The 18,321-nt window shown below is 40.9% G+C and carries 9 protein-coding genes; 3 read left to right on the top strand and 6 right to left on the bottom strand.

Annotated elements, in window-relative coordinates; all coding sequences use genetic code 11:
- Positions 1 to 5: 5 nt before the first annotated feature.
- From K8P02_RS02365 to K8P02_RS02340, 6 genes are all read right to left on the bottom strand, one after another.
- Positions 6 to 1,331: an alpha-amylase family glycosyl hydrolase gene (locus K8P02_RS02365; protein ID WP_002559671.1), complete on the bottom strand. Its 1,326-nt coding sequence runs from the start codon at positions 1,329 to 1,331 to the stop codon at positions 6 to 8.
- A gap of 5 nt (positions 1,332 to 1,336) precedes the next feature.
- Positions 1,337 to 2,647 carry an alpha-amylase family glycosyl hydrolase gene (locus K8P02_RS02360; RefSeq protein WP_223381931.1) on the bottom strand — a complete coding sequence of 437 codons (1,311 nt, stop codon included), beginning with the start codon at positions 2,645 to 2,647 and terminating at the stop codon, positions 1,337 to 1,339.
- A gap of 47 nt (positions 2,648 to 2,694) precedes the next feature.
- Positions 2,695 to 4,119, bottom strand: coding sequence for a starch-binding protein (locus K8P02_RS02355; RefSeq protein WP_002559669.1), 1,425 nt, complete (start codon positions 4,117 to 4,119; stop codon positions 2,695 to 2,697).
- An 18-nt stretch (positions 4,120 to 4,137) separates the two neighbouring features.
- Positions 4,138 to 5,931, bottom strand: coding sequence for a RagB/SusD family nutrient uptake outer membrane protein (locus K8P02_RS02350; RefSeq protein ID WP_002559668.1), 1,794 nt, complete (start codon positions 5,929 to 5,931; stop codon positions 4,138 to 4,140).
- 32 nt (positions 5,932 to 5,963) lie between these two features.
- Positions 5,964 to 8,930 carry a SusC/RagA family TonB-linked outer membrane protein gene (locus K8P02_RS02345; RefSeq protein WP_002559667.1) on the bottom strand — a complete coding sequence of 989 codons (2,967 nt, stop codon included), beginning with the start codon at positions 8,928 to 8,930 and terminating at the stop codon, positions 5,964 to 5,966.
- A 202-nt stretch (positions 8,931 to 9,132) separates the two neighbouring features.
- The gene (locus tag K8P02_RS02340) at positions 9,133 to 10,782 is read right to left on the bottom strand and encodes a DUF6377 domain-containing protein (protein ID WP_025867408.1); all 1,650 of its coding nucleotides are present in this window, start codon (positions 10,780 to 10,782) and stop codon (positions 9,133 to 9,135) included.
- A 475-nt stretch (positions 10,783 to 11,257) separates the two neighbouring features.
- On the opposite strand from K8P02_RS02340, the gene K8P02_RS02335 reads away from it, so the two are divergent.
- The 3 genes from K8P02_RS02335 (at position 11,258) to K8P02_RS02325 (ending at position 18,304) form a co-directional block, all read left to right on the top strand.
- A complete protein-coding gene (locus K8P02_RS02335) occupies positions 11,258 to 13,873 on the top strand; it encodes a DUF4886 domain-containing protein (protein WP_025867407.1) in 2,616 nt (871 codons plus the stop codon).
- Between the two features lie 462 nt (positions 13,874 to 14,335).
- Positions 14,336 to 17,176, top strand: a complete 2,841-nt coding sequence (locus K8P02_RS02330; protein WP_025867405.1) for a beta-glucosidase — start codon at positions 14,336 to 14,338, stop codon at positions 17,174 to 17,176.
- 3 nt (positions 17,177 to 17,179) lie between these two features.
- Entirely contained in the window at positions 17,180 to 18,304 is a 1,125-nt protein-coding gene (locus K8P02_RS02325) for a lactonase family protein (RefSeq protein ID WP_025867404.1), read from the top strand.
- The last annotated feature ends 17 nt before the right edge of the window (positions 18,305 to 18,321 follow it).

Genomic DNA, 18,321 nt, shown 5'->3' with positions numbered 1-18,321 from the left:
TGTATTTAATATTTAAATATTTTATATTGATAGGGTTCCAAAGATAATATTTCTTTAAAATACTCCCGAATACCTGTCTGCATATCAGTACAGATATGATTTTTCCATTCCTCCGGCAAAGCAACGTCCTGTTCCTGATTACGCACATTTACCGCTATAAGAAAGCGATCCGTACCGGAAACTTTCTCAAAAACAAATACATTGCAATCCGGATACTCTTTAATCGAACCTTTACGAATTGCAGGATATTCATTATATAGCTTCATCAGAGTTTCAAACTCTTTTCGTAACGCATTTTTAGAATTCCAGTCTACAGGACAATAGTGGAAGAAGTCAATCCGGTCCGGATATCCCATCTCTTGGGAACTATAGATCAAAGCTCCCCCACGCAAATAAGTAGAAAGGACAAAAGCCGCCATTGCTCCACGTTCTCCCTCAAACTCCCGGATAGGAGACATTTTCATCGTCTCATCATGATTCGTTGTAAACCGTAACTTTACTCTCCCTTCCGGAAGAGAGTCGTATTCCGCACGATCAATATCAAATAACACTGAAGCACAGCTATCCTTCAAAAATACATCCCGGACTCCTTCCAAAAAATCCCAGGCATAATTCATATCAAACCCTGCTTCAAAATGATCTTTTCGTTTGCCTTCTGCCAACATCAGCAAACGATGTGCCGGAATAGCACGAAGTGAATCAATCGCCTGTTTCCAGAAATCAAATGGAACAAAATCTGCCGCATCACACCGAAATCCATCCACTCCGACACTATCTATCCAAAACTTCATGGCATCAATCATTGACAATCTCATCTCTTGATTATCAAAATTCAAGGCTGCAACATCATGCCATCCGGTATTAGGGGGAGAAATAACATTCCCATCAGCGTCCTGCATATACCAGTCTTTGGTTTGCAGCCACTCATTATCCCACGAAGTATGATTTGCCACCCAATCGATAATAACACTCATTCCTCTATCATGACATTGATTGACTACTCGTCTGAATTCATCCATTGTTCCGAACTCTGGATTCAGTTTTCTATAATCTTTCACACAATAAGGAGAGTTGACCGACTTCTCTTCACCTACTTCATTTACAGGCATAAACCATACGACATTCACGCCTAACTGCCGGACAGAGTCCAGATAAGTACCTACCGTATTAAAAGAATTGCTGGGAGCAAATACACGAGGATTCACCTGATACATCATCACATCTTCAGGGGCAGGCAACACATACGTTGGCTGAGTAGGCTGCCGTTGCCCGTTACAAGCACAAAGCAACGACAGCAATCCTATTGAAAACAACACCTTTTTGATTCGCATAACCCTTATTCTTTTTTCCAAATATAATATTGATAAGGTTCCATAGTGAGTGCAACCGGAAGTGTCACCACTTCATTATCCATTAGGTTTCTCATACGATCGCCGACACGTTCAATGGGGACCTTAATAGTTTCAGTAGTACTACTTGTATTTGCAATAACCAAGATGGCCTCATCACCAGACACCCGATAAAAAGAAGCAGCTTTTCCGGTATCGTATATCTTTACACCTGCACTTCTCAACATAGAAGACGAAGTATAAATCTCCATCAATTTCTTATATTCATTTAAGTAGTCCGAATTTAAGTTCCAGTCCATCAGCTGATAATCGAAGAAAGAGAGCGCTTTAGAATAAGCAATCTCCTGAGAACTATAAATAAGTGGAGTACCACCCAACGTAGAGGCAATTACAAAAGCAGCCATTGCACCGCGGTCATTGCCATAAGTCTGCAACGGTGAGTGTTCGGATGCCAAATCATGATTAGTAGAATAACGTAACCGTTGTTTACCTTCCGGTACCTCCTGATACTCCTTTTTGTGTACATCATAAAGAGCAGACAATGTTGCTTTACCGGAAAAAACATCTCCCAACTTCGAAGCAAACTCCCATCCATATACAATATCAAAGCCAGCTGTATACAAAGATGATTTAGAACCTTCGGCCAACATTAACAATCCAGCTCCTTTCAAAGCCTTCAGTTCATTGATAGCCTGTGCCCAGAAATCATCGGGTACTCCTTCGGCATGATCGCAACGGAAACCATCTACATCGGCTTCTGTTATCCAATACTTCATAGCATCCAACATTGCTTCACGCATTTCAGTATTGCTATAATCCAAGTCGGCTACATCCGTCCATCCCATCCCTTCAGGAGAAACAATGTTCCCTCCGGCATCTTGTGTATACCATGATTTGTTCTGTATCCAAGCGTTATCCCAGGAAGTATGATTCGCCACCCAATCCAGAATAACTCTCATATCTTTTTCATGTGCTTTCTTCACCAAAGCTTTCAATTCTTCCAGAGTGCCATATGCTTCATTCACCTTTTTATAATCTTTCACACAATAAGGTGAGCCGATTGCATCCTTCACTCCCTCCTCATAGACAGGCATCAACCACAGAACATTAATACCCAATGCCTTGATTTCGTCCAAACGGGAAGATATTGCATTAAACGCTCCTGTACGGGCAAATACCTTCAGATTGGCTTCGTACATTATAACTTCATTAATCACTCCAGTAGGAATTACTTCCGGCTCTCCCATTTTATCGTCAGAGCTATCACTGCACCCCGTAAAGAAGCACAGTAATAACATAGGTATAACTGTTTTAATATATCCAAGTTTCATCTTTTCATTCAGTTTTAATTAGTAGCAGGAGGGTCTAGTTCTGTACACCCTGTCGCTGTAATAGTAAAATAATAATCACGGTTCAATGTTATCGGCAGATCGGGAAGCTGTACCGTTCCTCCATTTCCGTTAAAAATCAAGTTTATCTCTTTACCGTCATTTTCGGGAGCTATACTGAAGTACTTGTAAACGATACCATCTATTTCTTTTGTCCCGGTCACTGAAAGTCCCGGCCAAGCACCTCCCAACACAGCACCACCATATCCGTAAAGAGAAAGCCCTTCCCAATCGGTATTATCGATAACATAAATGAAATGAGCTTCACCCGGTTCTTCCGGCTCTTCCGGTTCCGGTGCATACGGGTCCACTTCTGTAGAACCGCTATCCGTCACCCGGAAATAATAATCACGATCCAACGTTACCGGAATATCAGCTGCCTGTGAAGTACCCCCATTGAGAATAAGATTCATGAACTTACCATTCAGGTCTTCGCCCATTTCTATATATTTATAAGTTACCCCATTGATATCCTTCGTTCCGGTCACAGCAATACCAGGCCAACTAGGGGTTATATCACCGCCATCAGCCCATCCATATGCATTCTGAACTCCCCAGGTAGTGGCATCTTCTATATATATAGTATATCCTTCATAGTCACTCAAAATTATCTCTTCATAACTTGTATCTGTAATACGGAAATAATAGTCGCGATCCAATGTTATATTAAGTCCTTCTCCTTCCAGTTGTTTTCCCCCTCCATTATCGTTGAAAATCAAATTTATGCTCAGTCCTTTGAAAGATTCGCCCGTGTCAAAGTATTTATAGGTTACCTTTCCTATTGTTTTGGTTCCTGTTACCTGAATACCCGGCCAGCCTCCACCAAGTTCAGCATCCCCCCATGCATAAAGAGACAATGTTTCCCAAGTGGAATTATCTTCTACATAAATCACATAGCCATCGTGTGTCTCTTCATCCGGATCTTCCGGTTCAAAATAAGACTCCCAACGATTCACCCATACATTAGTACGTGTTCCGATACCTATATCCAGTCGATGTATAGAGTCTTCATTTTTCACAGTACGTTCCGCACCATTCTTCTTAGAAAAGAAATAAAATCCGTCGGCAAGCGTCTTTCCATCTTTAAAAGTAGAAGGGATCAGATAAATTCCCCATTTTACTTCACTATTGGAGGCTTTCTCCAAACGCCACTCCAACTGTTCCACAGCAACGTCTTCTCCGCCATTAAACTCACCAACAATATAAATTTCATCATCTTTACTTGTACCTTGCGGCATAATAACTTCCAGTAAGATGGCATTTTCTTTCAATTCAAACTGAGGTAATTCATGGTCAAACACAATTTCCTCTTTATCGTCACAACTACCCAGTAAAACTAGTAAAGGCAATACCAGTAGCAAATAAATAAGATTCCTCTTCATGGATATTATGGTTTAAAGTTAATTATAATTAGAATTTTGGATCAATCCCGGATTAACCAATAAAGCTGATGACGGAAGTGGATACCATTCATATTTACGATCACGTTTGGCAGGAAGCGTTTTACCATCTTCTGTAGCACGGCCAAAGAACCACCACTGTCCTTGTGTGAATTTATCAAAACGGCGTAGATCAGTACGGCGACGGCGACCTTCGGATAAAAACTCCATCCCCCATTGTCCCAGCATCCAATCCATATCAAAATCGGTGTAACCACGCCCTGGTTCATCCTTCACCTGAGCCCAATCAGTAGCAGAAAAATAACGTTGACGTACACTATTCACCAACTCTTTAGCTCCTCCGGCATCTCCGGCACGCATTTTACATTCGGCAAGCATATAGACTACTTCTGAAAGACGAAATTCAACTTCATCAATATCCTGAAAATCAATACCTGTAGTAGCCGGATAAATCGGATATTTTACCAATCGTACCCCAGAGGTTGTTTCTCCCCACCGAGGAGACATCACATCTTCCAGATTACGGCCTTTATTCATAAATGTACCTACCTGATCCACATATACAATTGGTTGTCCATCACGGTCAGCATCAGCTGTCAACGCTTCTCCCGTTCCATAGTTTGCCTTGATAGCACCTTTTAGGAACATACCTTTATAACTATTGCTGGTTTCGTCATATATATAATTTTGTTTACGAATATCCCGGTCATCATACCGTTCGTATATAGCGCCCAGCTTATCATTATAAGGAGCATCAAGAAAGCACTTCGGATTGTCCGTTCCCCCGTAGGTATTTACATTACCAGAGTTATCAAATGAAGGAGTCAGACACACACAATTCCAAGGACTCTGCTGATATGTACCACCAAAATAATCCCATATATTATAAGGAAGGAAAGGCATATCGCGCATCCATCCACCATTGAGTTGTCCAATTTCAAAAGCAAAAGCCATTATTACTTCCGGACAATTAATATTGTCTATAGAGTAAATATCGCGATAATCCTCTGCGATGGAATATGTACCATATTTATTATCCAACAGTTCCTGGCAAAGCGTAGCACATTCTGCATAATGATTTTCTTTGATAAATACTTCAGAGTTCAATAGCAAACGTGCTTTAATTATTCGGTTCACGGCCTGGTTCATACGATTCACGTCATTTTTATTCAGATCATTTACGCAATCGTCCAGTTCGCTTATGATAAAACTATAGATCTTCTTGCAACTCGTATCGAAATCAGGGTCTGCAGTCGGAGGGATATCGGTACCTACAGAGATATTAAGTGGTAATGCACCTCCCCATATTTCGAAGATATTGTAATATGCCCATGCCCGTAAAGTACGCACTTCACCGATATAAGTATTTAGTTTTTCGGCAGTCATCTTCAAAGAAGCAGCATCCAATGACTCTAAGTCAACAAGCAGCGTATTACATAACCCGATCGTGGTCCATGCAGTTTCCCATGTTGTACGGATAATCTTTGAATCAGGTGTCCATGTATGTGTAGAAAGAACAAACTTCTCTCCTTCATCATATCCCCACAATCCACCGTTCCACGAACGCCAGGAAACCTGATCGGCAGAAAACTCCTGAAGATACCAGAAGTATTCGATATAACTCAACGCCCCATTGCTATAGATAGAAGCAACAGCGGCTTTCACACTATTCTCGTTTTGATAATAAATTGAAGAATCCACTCTGTCAAATACTTCTTCGTCCAGATTGAAGCAAGATGACATAGAAAAGCTCAGGATGGCTATTAAAAGCCAGTTATATTTTATATATTTCATAATCTTTCGTTCTATTGAATGATTCTATTCGGTTATTTAAATTTCAAAGTAACTCCCACACTTAGTTGTGTAGCAGTGGGATAGGCACTATTGATATCCACTCCCGGAGTTAATCCATTGACAGATACAATGGAAGGATCATTACCTGAATATCCGGTCAGGGTAAAAAGATTTTTAGCAGAAAGGAAAACACGCATACCATCCAATATCTTATTAGCTTTTGGAGTGAAGTTATACCCCAAAGTTATGTTTTCCAGTTTCACATAATCCCCTTTTTCGAGGAAGAAAGAAGAGATAACACCGCCCCCTGTCACCATATCTTTATCTTTCAGATAAGCATCACGAAGCACATTATCTGTACCACAGCCTTGCAAACCCATACCATACTTTCGCATATTAAATATATCAAACCCGAAAGCTCCCCGGAAGAAGATACTTAAATCAAAATTTTTATAACGTAAAGTATTACTCCAAGAGAGAAAAGAGGTAGGTGTTCCGTTACCGATATAACGCTTATACTGATCTCCTTTTTTCTCAGCATCAGAAACAGAAACAATTTCTCCTTCATCTGTATAAACCATCATATTACCATTTTCTACACCGGCGTATTCAAAACCAAAGAACTGGCCTACCTTGCCCCCTTCCTGTATACGGAAAAAGTGTTCACTACTACCAACTCCCGGTTTCTGGTATAATTCGATATAAGATGCATGATATATATCATTAGAAAGTACTTTCAACTTGGTAGTTCCGTAAGAATAGTTGATACCGGAAGTCCATTCCACCCTTGTTCCCTTGAATATATCTCCTTCCAGAGTCAATTCAAAACCACGGTTTTGTGTAGTACCTACGTTTACAAGAAGATCCTTATAAACAAATGGAGGCTGTGGAGCAGTATAGTTATAAAGTAGATCTTTAGACTGACGATCGAACCAATCAATAGATCCCCTTAGTCTGTTTTTAAAGAAAACAAAATCAACACCCACATTGGTACTAATTCCTTTTTCCCAACCTAAATCTGGATTGGCATTAACGGAAGGAGCATATCCATTCACCCAACTCTCTCCCATCAGGTAACTCCCATTAGTACTATATGTAGCCAAAGAAAGATAAGAGCTAAAGTCCGAACGTCCCGTTACACCATAAGAAATTCGAGGTTTCAAACTATTAACCACTGCAGAAACTCCCTTCATAAATTTCATATTGGCCATTTCCCAAGCCAAAGAAACAGATGGAAAAGCTCCCCATTTATGATCCTTACCGAATTTTGTAGAACCTTCGTAACGAATAGATGCCGATGCCATCAGTAAATCTTTCCAATTATAATTTACACGACCAAAAACACCGATCAATTTTGAAGCAGACTGTCCTGTACCCATTCCTGCCTGCCCTGCTTTAAGAAAACTACCGCTACTTAAGTCATGCCATTTCAGATTATCATAAGCAAAATCACTATTGGAGGCATTGAGACGTTCCCAGCGGGATTCTTCGTAAGTATAACCTGCTACAGCCTTAATACTATGATCTTGCAGATCAAGAGAATAATTGCCTAACCATTCCAAACGTTGAGTATACCATTTTTGATAAGTAACTTCAGCACGTCCCTTATAGCCATACTGGTAAGATTCTCCTGAAGTGGAAGGGGTAAAATAATGCTGTTTCAGATCATTATAGTGCAAAGAATAGCTTAAAGAAGTATTCAGCAATTGTTTGTCCGTACGAAGCAGATTCAGTTTAGCTTCTGCCGTTCCAAGTACATACATACGTTGACCGTTGTTGTCTATATCCACCAGTTCTGCCACCGGATTACGTGCACCGGTAGGCGATGTAGGCTGATAATAATTTCCATTATCGGCATATAGCGGCATGGTAGGGTTCATGGAAAGAGCTGTATCAAACATGCCATCGTTCCCCCATGTTTCGTTCACCCGGCGAGCATTCAATGAACCATTCAGTTGCAGACGGTTATCCATGACCCGTTGCTCTATTACAAACCGGCCACCATATTCTTCACGTGCACTAACCAAGTCCAGTCCGGTTGCTTTTTTATAGTTAAAGGAAGCACCGTAATAACCATTCTTGGTACTACCATCTATCGATATATATTGATTATTGTCATAAGAGAAATCTCTCATCAGCAATCCGTACCAATCAGTAGAAGCACCATAATCCGTACCACGTCGTGAACGGCGGAATTCATCCGGTGAAAGAATGTCCGGCCCTGAATTGGCCAGATTTATACCAAACCAACTATCATAAGTAACCTTGGCAGTTCCCGGTTCTCCAGCTCCTTTTTTAGTCGTAATCAAAATAACGCCATTCGCACCACGTGTACCATAAATAGCAGCCGAACCAGCATCTTTTAAAACCGTCATAGACTCAATATCCTGTGACGAAAGGTTACGGATATCACCTCCTGCCACTCCATCGATAACAATCAACGGATCATTAGAGGCTGTAAGAGAAGTAGCTCCACGTATCTGCAAGGAAGATCCTGAGTTCGGATTAGCAGATGCTGTGTTATTCACATTCAATCCTGCAACCTTACCCGTCAACAGCTCCATCGGATTATTCATTGCTCCTTGCTGAAACTTATTCTTATCAACCTGAACAATAGAACTGGAAAGCTCTTTCTTACTCAACGAACCGTAACCAACTACCACCACTTCTTCCAGCGTTTGGAAATCTTCTTCAAGTGTGACGTTGATCTCACGCTTCCCTTCACAATTTATTTCCTGATTTTTATACCCTATAAAGGAGAAAACAAGTACGGAAGATGGATTGACTCCCGAAAGCGAATAGTTACCATCGATATCAGTAATTGTTCCGTTAGTAGTTCCCTTCACTGTCACATTGGCCCCGATAATCGGTTCACCGGCTACATCCTTCACAATACCTTTCACCGTAACTTCTTGTGCCGAAGCCGTCATCATAACAAGTAATCCGGCAAGGATCAGAAAATGCCGGTAAAAACAATGTTTTGCTCTTTTTACATTCATAAATACTTCGATTTTACATTAACAATAAGAGTATACCTCCGTTGCGGAAGCAGTAATGCAAATATCAGTAAAAAGAGTACTCTCAATTTTAGAACTAAAATAAATCTAAATCACAAAAAATATATAAGATTGATTATCAAAACAATAACAAAAATAAAGAATAGTCAAAAACTAAATACCGAAGAAGAACACAAAGCACATTTTATACTCTAAAAGAACCTATTTTCATCACTTGCTCTTCAAAATTGTCCCGATACAAAGATTTATTCTTCAATTTTGAACGATATGTATAAATAGTAGTTATAGAGTAACGCAAGAAGCTTGCGATCTTTGCACTGTCTATAATCCCAAGACGAATCAATGCAAAAATACGAAGTTCCGTTGTCAGGCGCTCTCCCTGCTTCGGAAGGATATGCTCACTTTCGGGCAACAGATAATTGAAACATTCCACGAAGTCAGGGAAAATATTAAGGAAAGAATTATCAAAATTCTGATAAAACTCTTTTAGTTCATCATCAATGAACTGAGACGATTTCAAGGTCTTATACAGTTCTTCGACTTTACCCGAGGCCGCCTTTTTATTCAACATACGCCGATAGGTTTCCAATTTATCGATATAGGCAGAGCACAAGCCTAGAAAACGGCCGATATATTCTTCCTTAATACAATTTGCTTCTGTCAATGAATTATTGGTCAGTTTTTGCCTATGATTGGCTTCTACCAAATCTGTATTCAATTTTTGCAATTCGTTATTGGCACAAATTACTTCCCTACGTGTCTTTGCTAATTTTTTCAACTGTCGAATTACATAGCCGATGGTCAATATCAAGAATAAAGATAAGATACTAATCACCCCTAAAAAAACTTGTAATTTCCGACGTTGCATCTCCTTTTCCAACTGATAAGAAGAGTCTATCACCGGTAGCATTTTGGAGGACTGCACATTGCGTAAACGGGCATTGTAAAAGCTTGCATCTGCCATACTCTTCTTCATATATTTATTTGCCCGCTCTATAGCGCCTTCTTCATAAAGTAATTCGGCAAGTGCACGAAGAGAATTATTTTCCTTCACCACGGCTTTAATATCTGCAATTGCACTTTCAGCCAAACACATTTTTTGTAATTCCAACTGACTGTCATTTTGATAAGTAAAAGCTAATATAGAGGTAAGTATAGCATATTCCCTCGTATCAGAAGACACCCCTGATATGTAGGTTTTTAAAAGATTCTCTGCTTCCTTGGGTTGTTGATGATATATAAGCATAGGCCCTTGAACAATAACATATTGATAAGATCCTTCGGGAACAATCATAAGTACAGAATCCCGGTAACTATTCATCTTATCCAGATATCCTGGCATATATTCATCATCCTGAGCATACTCTGCATAATAAAGATAAATATTCTCAAAAGCCATATAATAATCAACCAACAGCCTATCCGAAAGATGTTGCTTGTTAATTGTTTCCAATAACCTAAGTCCCTCGGCATATAATCCTGAAGTAGCCAGAATATGCACTTTTTTTAACTTTGACTCATTCAGCCATTCACGGTTATTCAACCGCACAGCAAGTTCGATATTTCGATTGATATAATGCCGGGCAGAGTCACAAATATAAGCCTCATACTCTGTATACAAACGAAGATTAATCCGATATTCTTCTTCTAACGAAAGGCCTGAAACCTTTAACCCATCTTTAATCAAAGTAATCCGCTGCATTTTATCTTTCTCGTATTGCTCACTGTCTTCAATAGCAGCATCCACTGCACGTAGTAGTGACTCTAACGTTGGCTGGGCTTCGACAGGAAGAGCAAATAATAATAGAATTAAGAGGTGGAGATGTTGTTTCATAAGTATAAATTCTACGTTTCACGACGTACAAAGATAGTTGTTCTATCCCTAAAAACAACAGTCATCACAAAAAAAGAAACTGAACAATGCAAAGTCATTTCCTTATTTCCAACTCATTCATTATATAAGCACAACCTATTATTCCAAATGCTACACTATGTTTTCAACCAGTTATTTTCCAAGTAAAAAGAATCATTCCAACAAAATAAAATTCAAGAATGAGTGGTAAAAAAACGTTCATTGAGTAACCATAACAATTTGAAAGCTTTTAGTTTTTTCTTTTCCTTTTTGCATCTAATCAACTAATAAACAACAAATTATTTTTTAGCACATTTAGATTTTATTTTGTGAACCAACCAAAACAATAAATAATGGAGATATTTGCAATAGATATTTTGAGAATATCCAAATCATTGTACAAAAAAACTTTTAAAATTAGAAACCTATATTTTAATACTAATTTAATATTAACATCATGAACAAAAAATTACTTTTTTTCACTCTGTTTGCATTATTGTTCGTTCTCAGAATGCAAGCTGGTTCGGGAATTTATCTACGAGGAGGTATCACCAACTGGTCCGCCCTCGCCGAATGGGAATTTGTCGATGAAGGTAATGGAGTTTATACTCTTACCGATAAAGAAATTTATGGCCAGTTTAAGATTGGTGACAGTTCCTGGGGAACATATAACTACGGTGCCGGTTCGGGCAGCATCCAATTGGGGCAACCTTATGCACTTGCTTCAGACGGTGGTAATATTACATGCAGTGACAAATTTAAGTGCTCAAAAATAACTTTTACCCGTGGAGAAGATGGCAGTGCCACCCTTCTACTCGAAGGTAGTATCGATAGCGATAGTGAAATTACAGAAGTCTATGTTATTGGAGATAATAACAACTGGGATTTCAATGATGCTTCCGGTAAACTTAGCGTTACAGCCAATGACGGTGAATATCAAGGCACAGTTACTATGGTAGCCGCTTCGGGAGAGAATGTGTGTTATTGGCGAATATATGAACACCTGGGCATGGCCGGCACCTGGGGTAATCCAGGCGGAGCAAATACTTCAGGCCACAAAACATCGGGTACACTTGAACGCAATAGTGAAGGATGTATCACCACAGGACCCGGTACTTATATAGTTACATTCAATATAAACACTGGTACATTCAACTGTGAAGATATTCCATCAGTAGCATCGGGTATACAAGTGATGCCGCAGGATGCCGTACTCCTCACTGAAGTGCCCGAAGAGGTAAAAATATTATCACTGAATAACAGTCTTATCGACTACAACGACCAATATAAAGTATTCAACGAGATTGCCGCTCATATGGGAAAGAGTGCTTCATGGACAACTCATACACTTCTTGGTAAATCGCTCCTCACTCATTACAATGAAGGCGATATGCTTACCAGTGAAGGAACTCCATCTGCAAAAATGATGGTACGTTCAGAAGCCTGGACTCATATTATTCTTCAGGAACAAAGTGCTACCCCCCGTACTAATCTCAAAGAGTTCCGCGAATCGGTACGCATGTGGAAAGAATACATCCGTGCCAATTGTCCCAACCCTAATGCCGAAATTATCATACCTATGAACTGGGCATATAATGAATGGGATACATTCAAAGCCAATAATAAGATTCTGTATGATAACTATATGGCTGTAGCTCAGGAACAAGGTGTAACCATTTGTCCCGTAGGGCTTGCCTATGAAGCAGTATTCGATAACGAGGGAAGTGAAATATGTAATCTTTTGTATAGTGATAACCGGCATCCTACTCTCACAGCTACTTATCTGGCTGCCTGCCTGGAATATGCCCTTATTTATAATGAGCCTGCCAATAGTATAAATTATTATCCTGAAGCTATATCTGTAGAAGAAGCCCAGTCAATGCGTCAATATGCTACTTCTACAATGTCAGCTTTTGTCAATCCGGTAGATCATCACGCAGGCAAAATTAAATTTTCTGCAAAAGTAGTTGACCAATTCGGTTTACCAATGGAAGAGGCCCCTGTTACAGCATGGACTGTTAGCGGTGGAGGAACATTGGATGAAAATCACATTTTTACCTCTAATGGTACTACTGGTAAGTATACTATCACTGCTGCTACTGCAGAATACTCAGAATCGGCCACATTGACTATTGGTAAAGCTGAGAATATTAAGAAAGACGAACCAATGGTAGAGTTTGGTGAAAATGTTAAGTCTATTAGCGAAAACTTTGACAGAATAGGTACCGAAGCTACAGCTACACTTCCTACAGGCTGGCGTATTGACAAGCAACTTAGTGCACCTCGTACAGTCGGCACCTTTACGGTAGCTGTTGAACAAACAGAACAAACCGGAGCTAACAATATAGCTTCCAATGCAAAGAACGGTATCTGGAATTTTGGTGCCGGTACTTCCAATGAGTCTACCGACCGTGCCATAGGAGGTATTTCTACAGGTGTCGACAATGCCACTCGTTGTATCAACGTATATCTTCATATGCGCAACACTAGTAGCGAAGACATCAAAGGACTCTCTGTCGCATATGATATCGAGAAGTATCGTAAAGGTAATAATGCAGCCGGTTTTGCCGCACAACTCCATTATTCGTCCGATGGCATCCTTTGGACAACTGCTGGTGAAAATTTCTATACTTTCTTTGAGAAAGACAATGCCACCGAAGGTTATGCCGAAACTCCCGGTGTAAGTATAAGTATCAAGAAAGATCTTGATGTAACGATCGCATCCGGAAAAGATCTCTATCTTGCATGGAATCTGTCGGTAGCATCAGGAACAGCAGCTAATGGAGCTCAGGCCCTTGCGCTAGACAATGTAGAGATCACAGCCCTCAACCGCATAACAGCAAACGAGAATGTATTCAACTCTACAGAAACGCTCAATGTAACCGTAACCGATGGCCATTTACATATCTTGGGCGATAAAGCTAATTATATCAAAATCTATAGCCTCAATGGTACTCAAGTTGCAACCGCCAATGACACCAATGAAATGAATCTATCAAGCTTGATTCATGGTATCTATGTAGTAAAAGTAGTAACAGCTACCCAGGTTCAACAATTCAAAGTTAGTCTATAAGAAAAAACATCTGCAACAAAGAGCAAGAATGGTACTCCAGGCTCTTTGTTGCAGATATTCTGTTATCCGATACCCCTTCATTTTCCAAACACGCTCACTCTCACACACTAACATCTCCGGCAGAGCATTCACACAAACAACCAATAGTTCTCTCTCAATTATACGATCTAAATCCATACCTTCTGCTCCAAAAAGACTTTATGACATTCTAAAAAGCAACTGAATCTCAGAGTCATCAACTTCCCCCTGAATTCGAGATAAAAGTTAATCTACTTCATTTCTGCTTTGAATTTATTTTAGAATAAGAACATGTTTCTTCACAAGCTTTACACAGGAAGTTTATCGGTTCCTATATCTAAAAAAACAACAATTAGTGTATGTTTTCGGACTATTTTATCCCTTCCTTATCATAAAGATACACTATCTTTGACCCTCAGAGTATTATTAATAAAACTACATACCATGAAAAAACTTATCATTGCGACTCTGCTCTTAGGAAGTACTCCGATACTTTCGGCACAAAAAACAATGAAGTTACCTGCCGTATATAAACCGGTAAAAACCGAAATGTATAAAAAAGGCTGGATAGATTTCAATAAAAACGGCATCAAAGATGTATACGAAGATCCCACTGCTCCCATCGATGCACGTATTGAAGACTTACTCAGTCAGATGAACCTGAACGAGAAAACCTGCCAAATGGTGACCCTCTATGGATACAAACGGGTACTGAAAGATGCATTACCCACTCCCGAATGGAAACAAATGTTGTGGAAAGATGGTATGGGAGCTATCGACGAGCATCTCAATGGATTCCAGCAATGGGGCTTACCCCCCTCGGATAATGAGAACGTATGGCCTGCTTCGCGTCATGCCTGGGCTTTAAATGAAGTACAACGTTTCTTTATCGAAGAAACCCGATTGGGTATTCCCGTAGATTTCACCAATGAGGGAATTCGTGGAGTAGAAAGTTACAAGGCAACCAATTTTCCTACCCAATTGGGATTAGGACATACCTGGAACCGTAAACTCATCCATCAGGTAGGACTCATCACCGGCCGGGAAGCACGCATGCTGGGATACACCAATGTATACGCTCCCATACTCGATGTAGGACGTGACCAGCGTTGGGGACGCTATGAAGAGGTATATGGAGAATCGCCCTATCTCGTAGCCGAACTGGGCATCGAAATGGTAAAAGGCATGCAACACAACTATCAGGTAGCTGCTACGGGAAAGCACTTTATCGCTTACAGCAACAACAAGGGTGCCCGTGAAGGCATGGCACGAGTAGATCCACAAATGTCTCCGCGCGAAGTAGAAATGATACACGTTTATCCCTTCAAACGGGTTATTCAGGAATCTGGATTGCTGGGTGTGATGAGTTCGTATAACGACTATGACGGGCTCCCTGTCCAAAGTAGCTACTACTGGCTGATGACGCGCTTGCGTGGACAAATGGGTTTCCGCGGATATGTAGTTTCCGACAGTGATGCAGTAGAATACCTCTATACAAAACACGGTACTGCCAAAGATATGAAAGAGGCCGTTCGCCAGAGCGTTGAAGCGGGACTGAACGTGCGTTGTACCTTCCGTTCACCAGATTCATACGTACTTCCTTTACGGGAACTGGTACAAGAAGGCGGACTAAGTGAAGAGATTATCAATGACCGTGTACGTGATATTCTACGGGTAAAATTTCTCGTCGGACTTTTTGATACTCCCTATCAGACAGATTTGAAAGGAGCAGATGAAGAAGTAGAGAAAGAAGAAAATGAAATCGTAGCTTTGCAGGCATCCCGCGAATCGATTGTACTACTAAAAAATGACAAGAACGCACTTCCATTGGATGTAGCTTCTATCAGGAAGATAGCTGTCTGTGGTCCCAATGCAGACGAAACAGCCTATGCACTGACTCATTACGGACCATTAGCAGTGGATGTGACTACCGTGCTCAGTGGTATCCGTCAGAAAGTAGACGGAAAAGCCGAGGTGCTCTACACCAAAGGTTGTGAATTGGTAGATGCCAACTGGCCGGAGTCGGAAATCATTGACTATCCGTTGACAAACGATGAACAGAACGAAATAGACAAAGCAGTGGCACAAGCCAAAGAGGCAGATGTAGCAGTAGTGGTACTGGGTGGCGGACAACGGACCTGCGGAGAAAATAAATCCCGCAGCAGTCTTGATCTTCCGGGACGTCAGCTTGACCTGCTGAAAGCAGTACAGGCTACAGGCAAACCAGTTGTACTGGTACTTATCAACGGACGTCCGCTCTCTGTAAACTGGGCAGATAAATTTGTACCTGCTATTATAGAAGCCTGGTATCCGGGATCGAAAGGAGGAACGGCAGTAGCCGACGTACTGTTTGGTGACTATAATCCGGGGGGGAAGCTTACAGTCACTTTTCCGAAAAGTGTAGGCCAGATCCCCTTTAACTTTCCCTGCAAACCTTCTTCCCAAATTGACGGTGGTAAGAATCCCGGTCCGAAAGGTAATATGTCGCGTGTGAATGGTGCCCTTTATCCATTTGGGCATGGGCTGAGTTATACTACATTTGAATATTCGGATATCAGTATTTCTCCCAAAGTTATTACTCCCAACCAAAAAGTGCAAGTGCGTTGTAAAATAACCAATACCGGAAAACGTGCCGGAGATGAAGTGGTGCAACTTTATGTACGCGATATCCTGAGTAGCGTCACTACCTACGAAAAAAATCTTGAAGGATTTGAACGTATTCATCTGCAACCGGGCGAAACGAAAGAAGTATCATTCACTCTCGACCGTAAAGCACTGGAACTTCTCAACGCCAAAAACGATTGGGTAGTAGAACCGGGAGACTTCAGCATCATGCTGGGTGCTTCTTCGGAAGATATCCGGTTAAGTGATATCTTGACTGTAAAAGAGTATGGTGCCATAGAGACAGGACAAACAAAAACAGCCAACCCTGTCAGTGCCAGCACTAACGGAGAAATGAAAAATAATGTACTTGATAATAATTTATCCACTGTCTGGGAAGGAAATAAAGGAGATTATATTACCTTTGCTCTTGAGAACGGAGCCAAAGTAGACGGAGTTTCCATAGCCTTCAGCCGCGCCAACGGACTACCAGCCGAATTTGAAATTCAACTCTCGGGTGGCGGAGGACAATTCCTTACCGTATACTCAGGCACTGTAAAAGAGTATAACAAACTGCTTCCTTTCCGTTTCAAAGGAACCACTGCAAGCGATCTGCGTATCGTACTGGGCAGCGACCGTGTGGGTATCTCAGAAGTGAAACTGGAACAGTTGAAAAAGAAATAAACTATGTTCAGATTGGTTATCGGCCTGTGTGCCGCCAGCATGCTGTCATCCGCCTGTACTACCCGCAATGCATCTCAACAACGGGCAGAACATGAATTGACTATGCTGGTGGGTACTTATACATCAGGTAGCAGTAAAGGCATTTATACATTTCGTTTCAATGAAGAAAGCGGCGTGGCAACTCCACTTAGTGAAATAGAAGTATCAAACCCCTCCTATCTTACTCTCTCACCCGACAATCGATTTGTATACGCTGTCAGCGAAGAAAACGATTCGACAGCTGCTATCAACGCTTTTGCCTTTGACAAGAAGAAGGGTACATTGACTCTTTTGAACAAACAAAGAACAAAAGGAGAAGATCCATGCTACGTAGCTACCGATGGGAAAAAAGTGCTTACCGCCAACTACAGCGGCGGCACAATGTCTGTTTTCCCTATCCGGTATGATGGTTCTCTAGAATCAGTTGATACGCTGTTTCAAGGTACGGCTTCAGGACCGGACCCGGACAGGCAGGCTACTCCACATATTCATTGTACGCTCTTCTCTCCGGATGGTAATTATATTTTTGCAACTGACTTCAGTGCCGATCGTATATTACGTTACGCGGTACATTCAAAAGAGGAGTTGCCACGACCTTTGGCCGAGACTGTAAACATTCAGCCCGGATCTGGTCCAAGACACCTGATATTCAGTAAAGACGGAAAGTATGCTTATTTAATAAACGAGTTGTCCGGAAAAGTAATTGCTTTCACTTATTCGGACGGGAGGCTGAATGAAATACAAACAATTGTAGCGGATACCATACAGGCAAGAGGTAGTGCAGATATCCACCTGAGCCCGGACGGTAAGTATTTATATGCGAGCAACAGACTGAAAGAGGATGGAATTGCCATCTTTGAAGTGAATCCGGAAAAAGGCACACTGGCTAAAGTTGGTTATCAGCTAACAGGCCTTCATCCACGCCATTTTAATATAACTCCTAACGGAAAGTTCTTGTTGGTAGCCTGCCGGGATAGTAATATGATCCAGGTTTTCGAAAGAGACACAGTAAGCGGATTACTTAAAAATACCGGTAAGAATATAAAGATGAGCAAACCTGTATGTATTCAGTTTGCTGAGAATAAATAAACTAACAACGGTATATT

This window comes from Bacteroides nordii, assembly GCF_019930665.1.
Taxonomy (GTDB): domain Bacteria; phylum Bacteroidota; class Bacteroidia; order Bacteroidales; family Bacteroidaceae; genus Bacteroides; species Bacteroides nordii.
The sequence above is the reverse complement of the archived record's forward strand: the minus strand, read 5'-3'. Positions and strand labels throughout refer to the sequence as shown.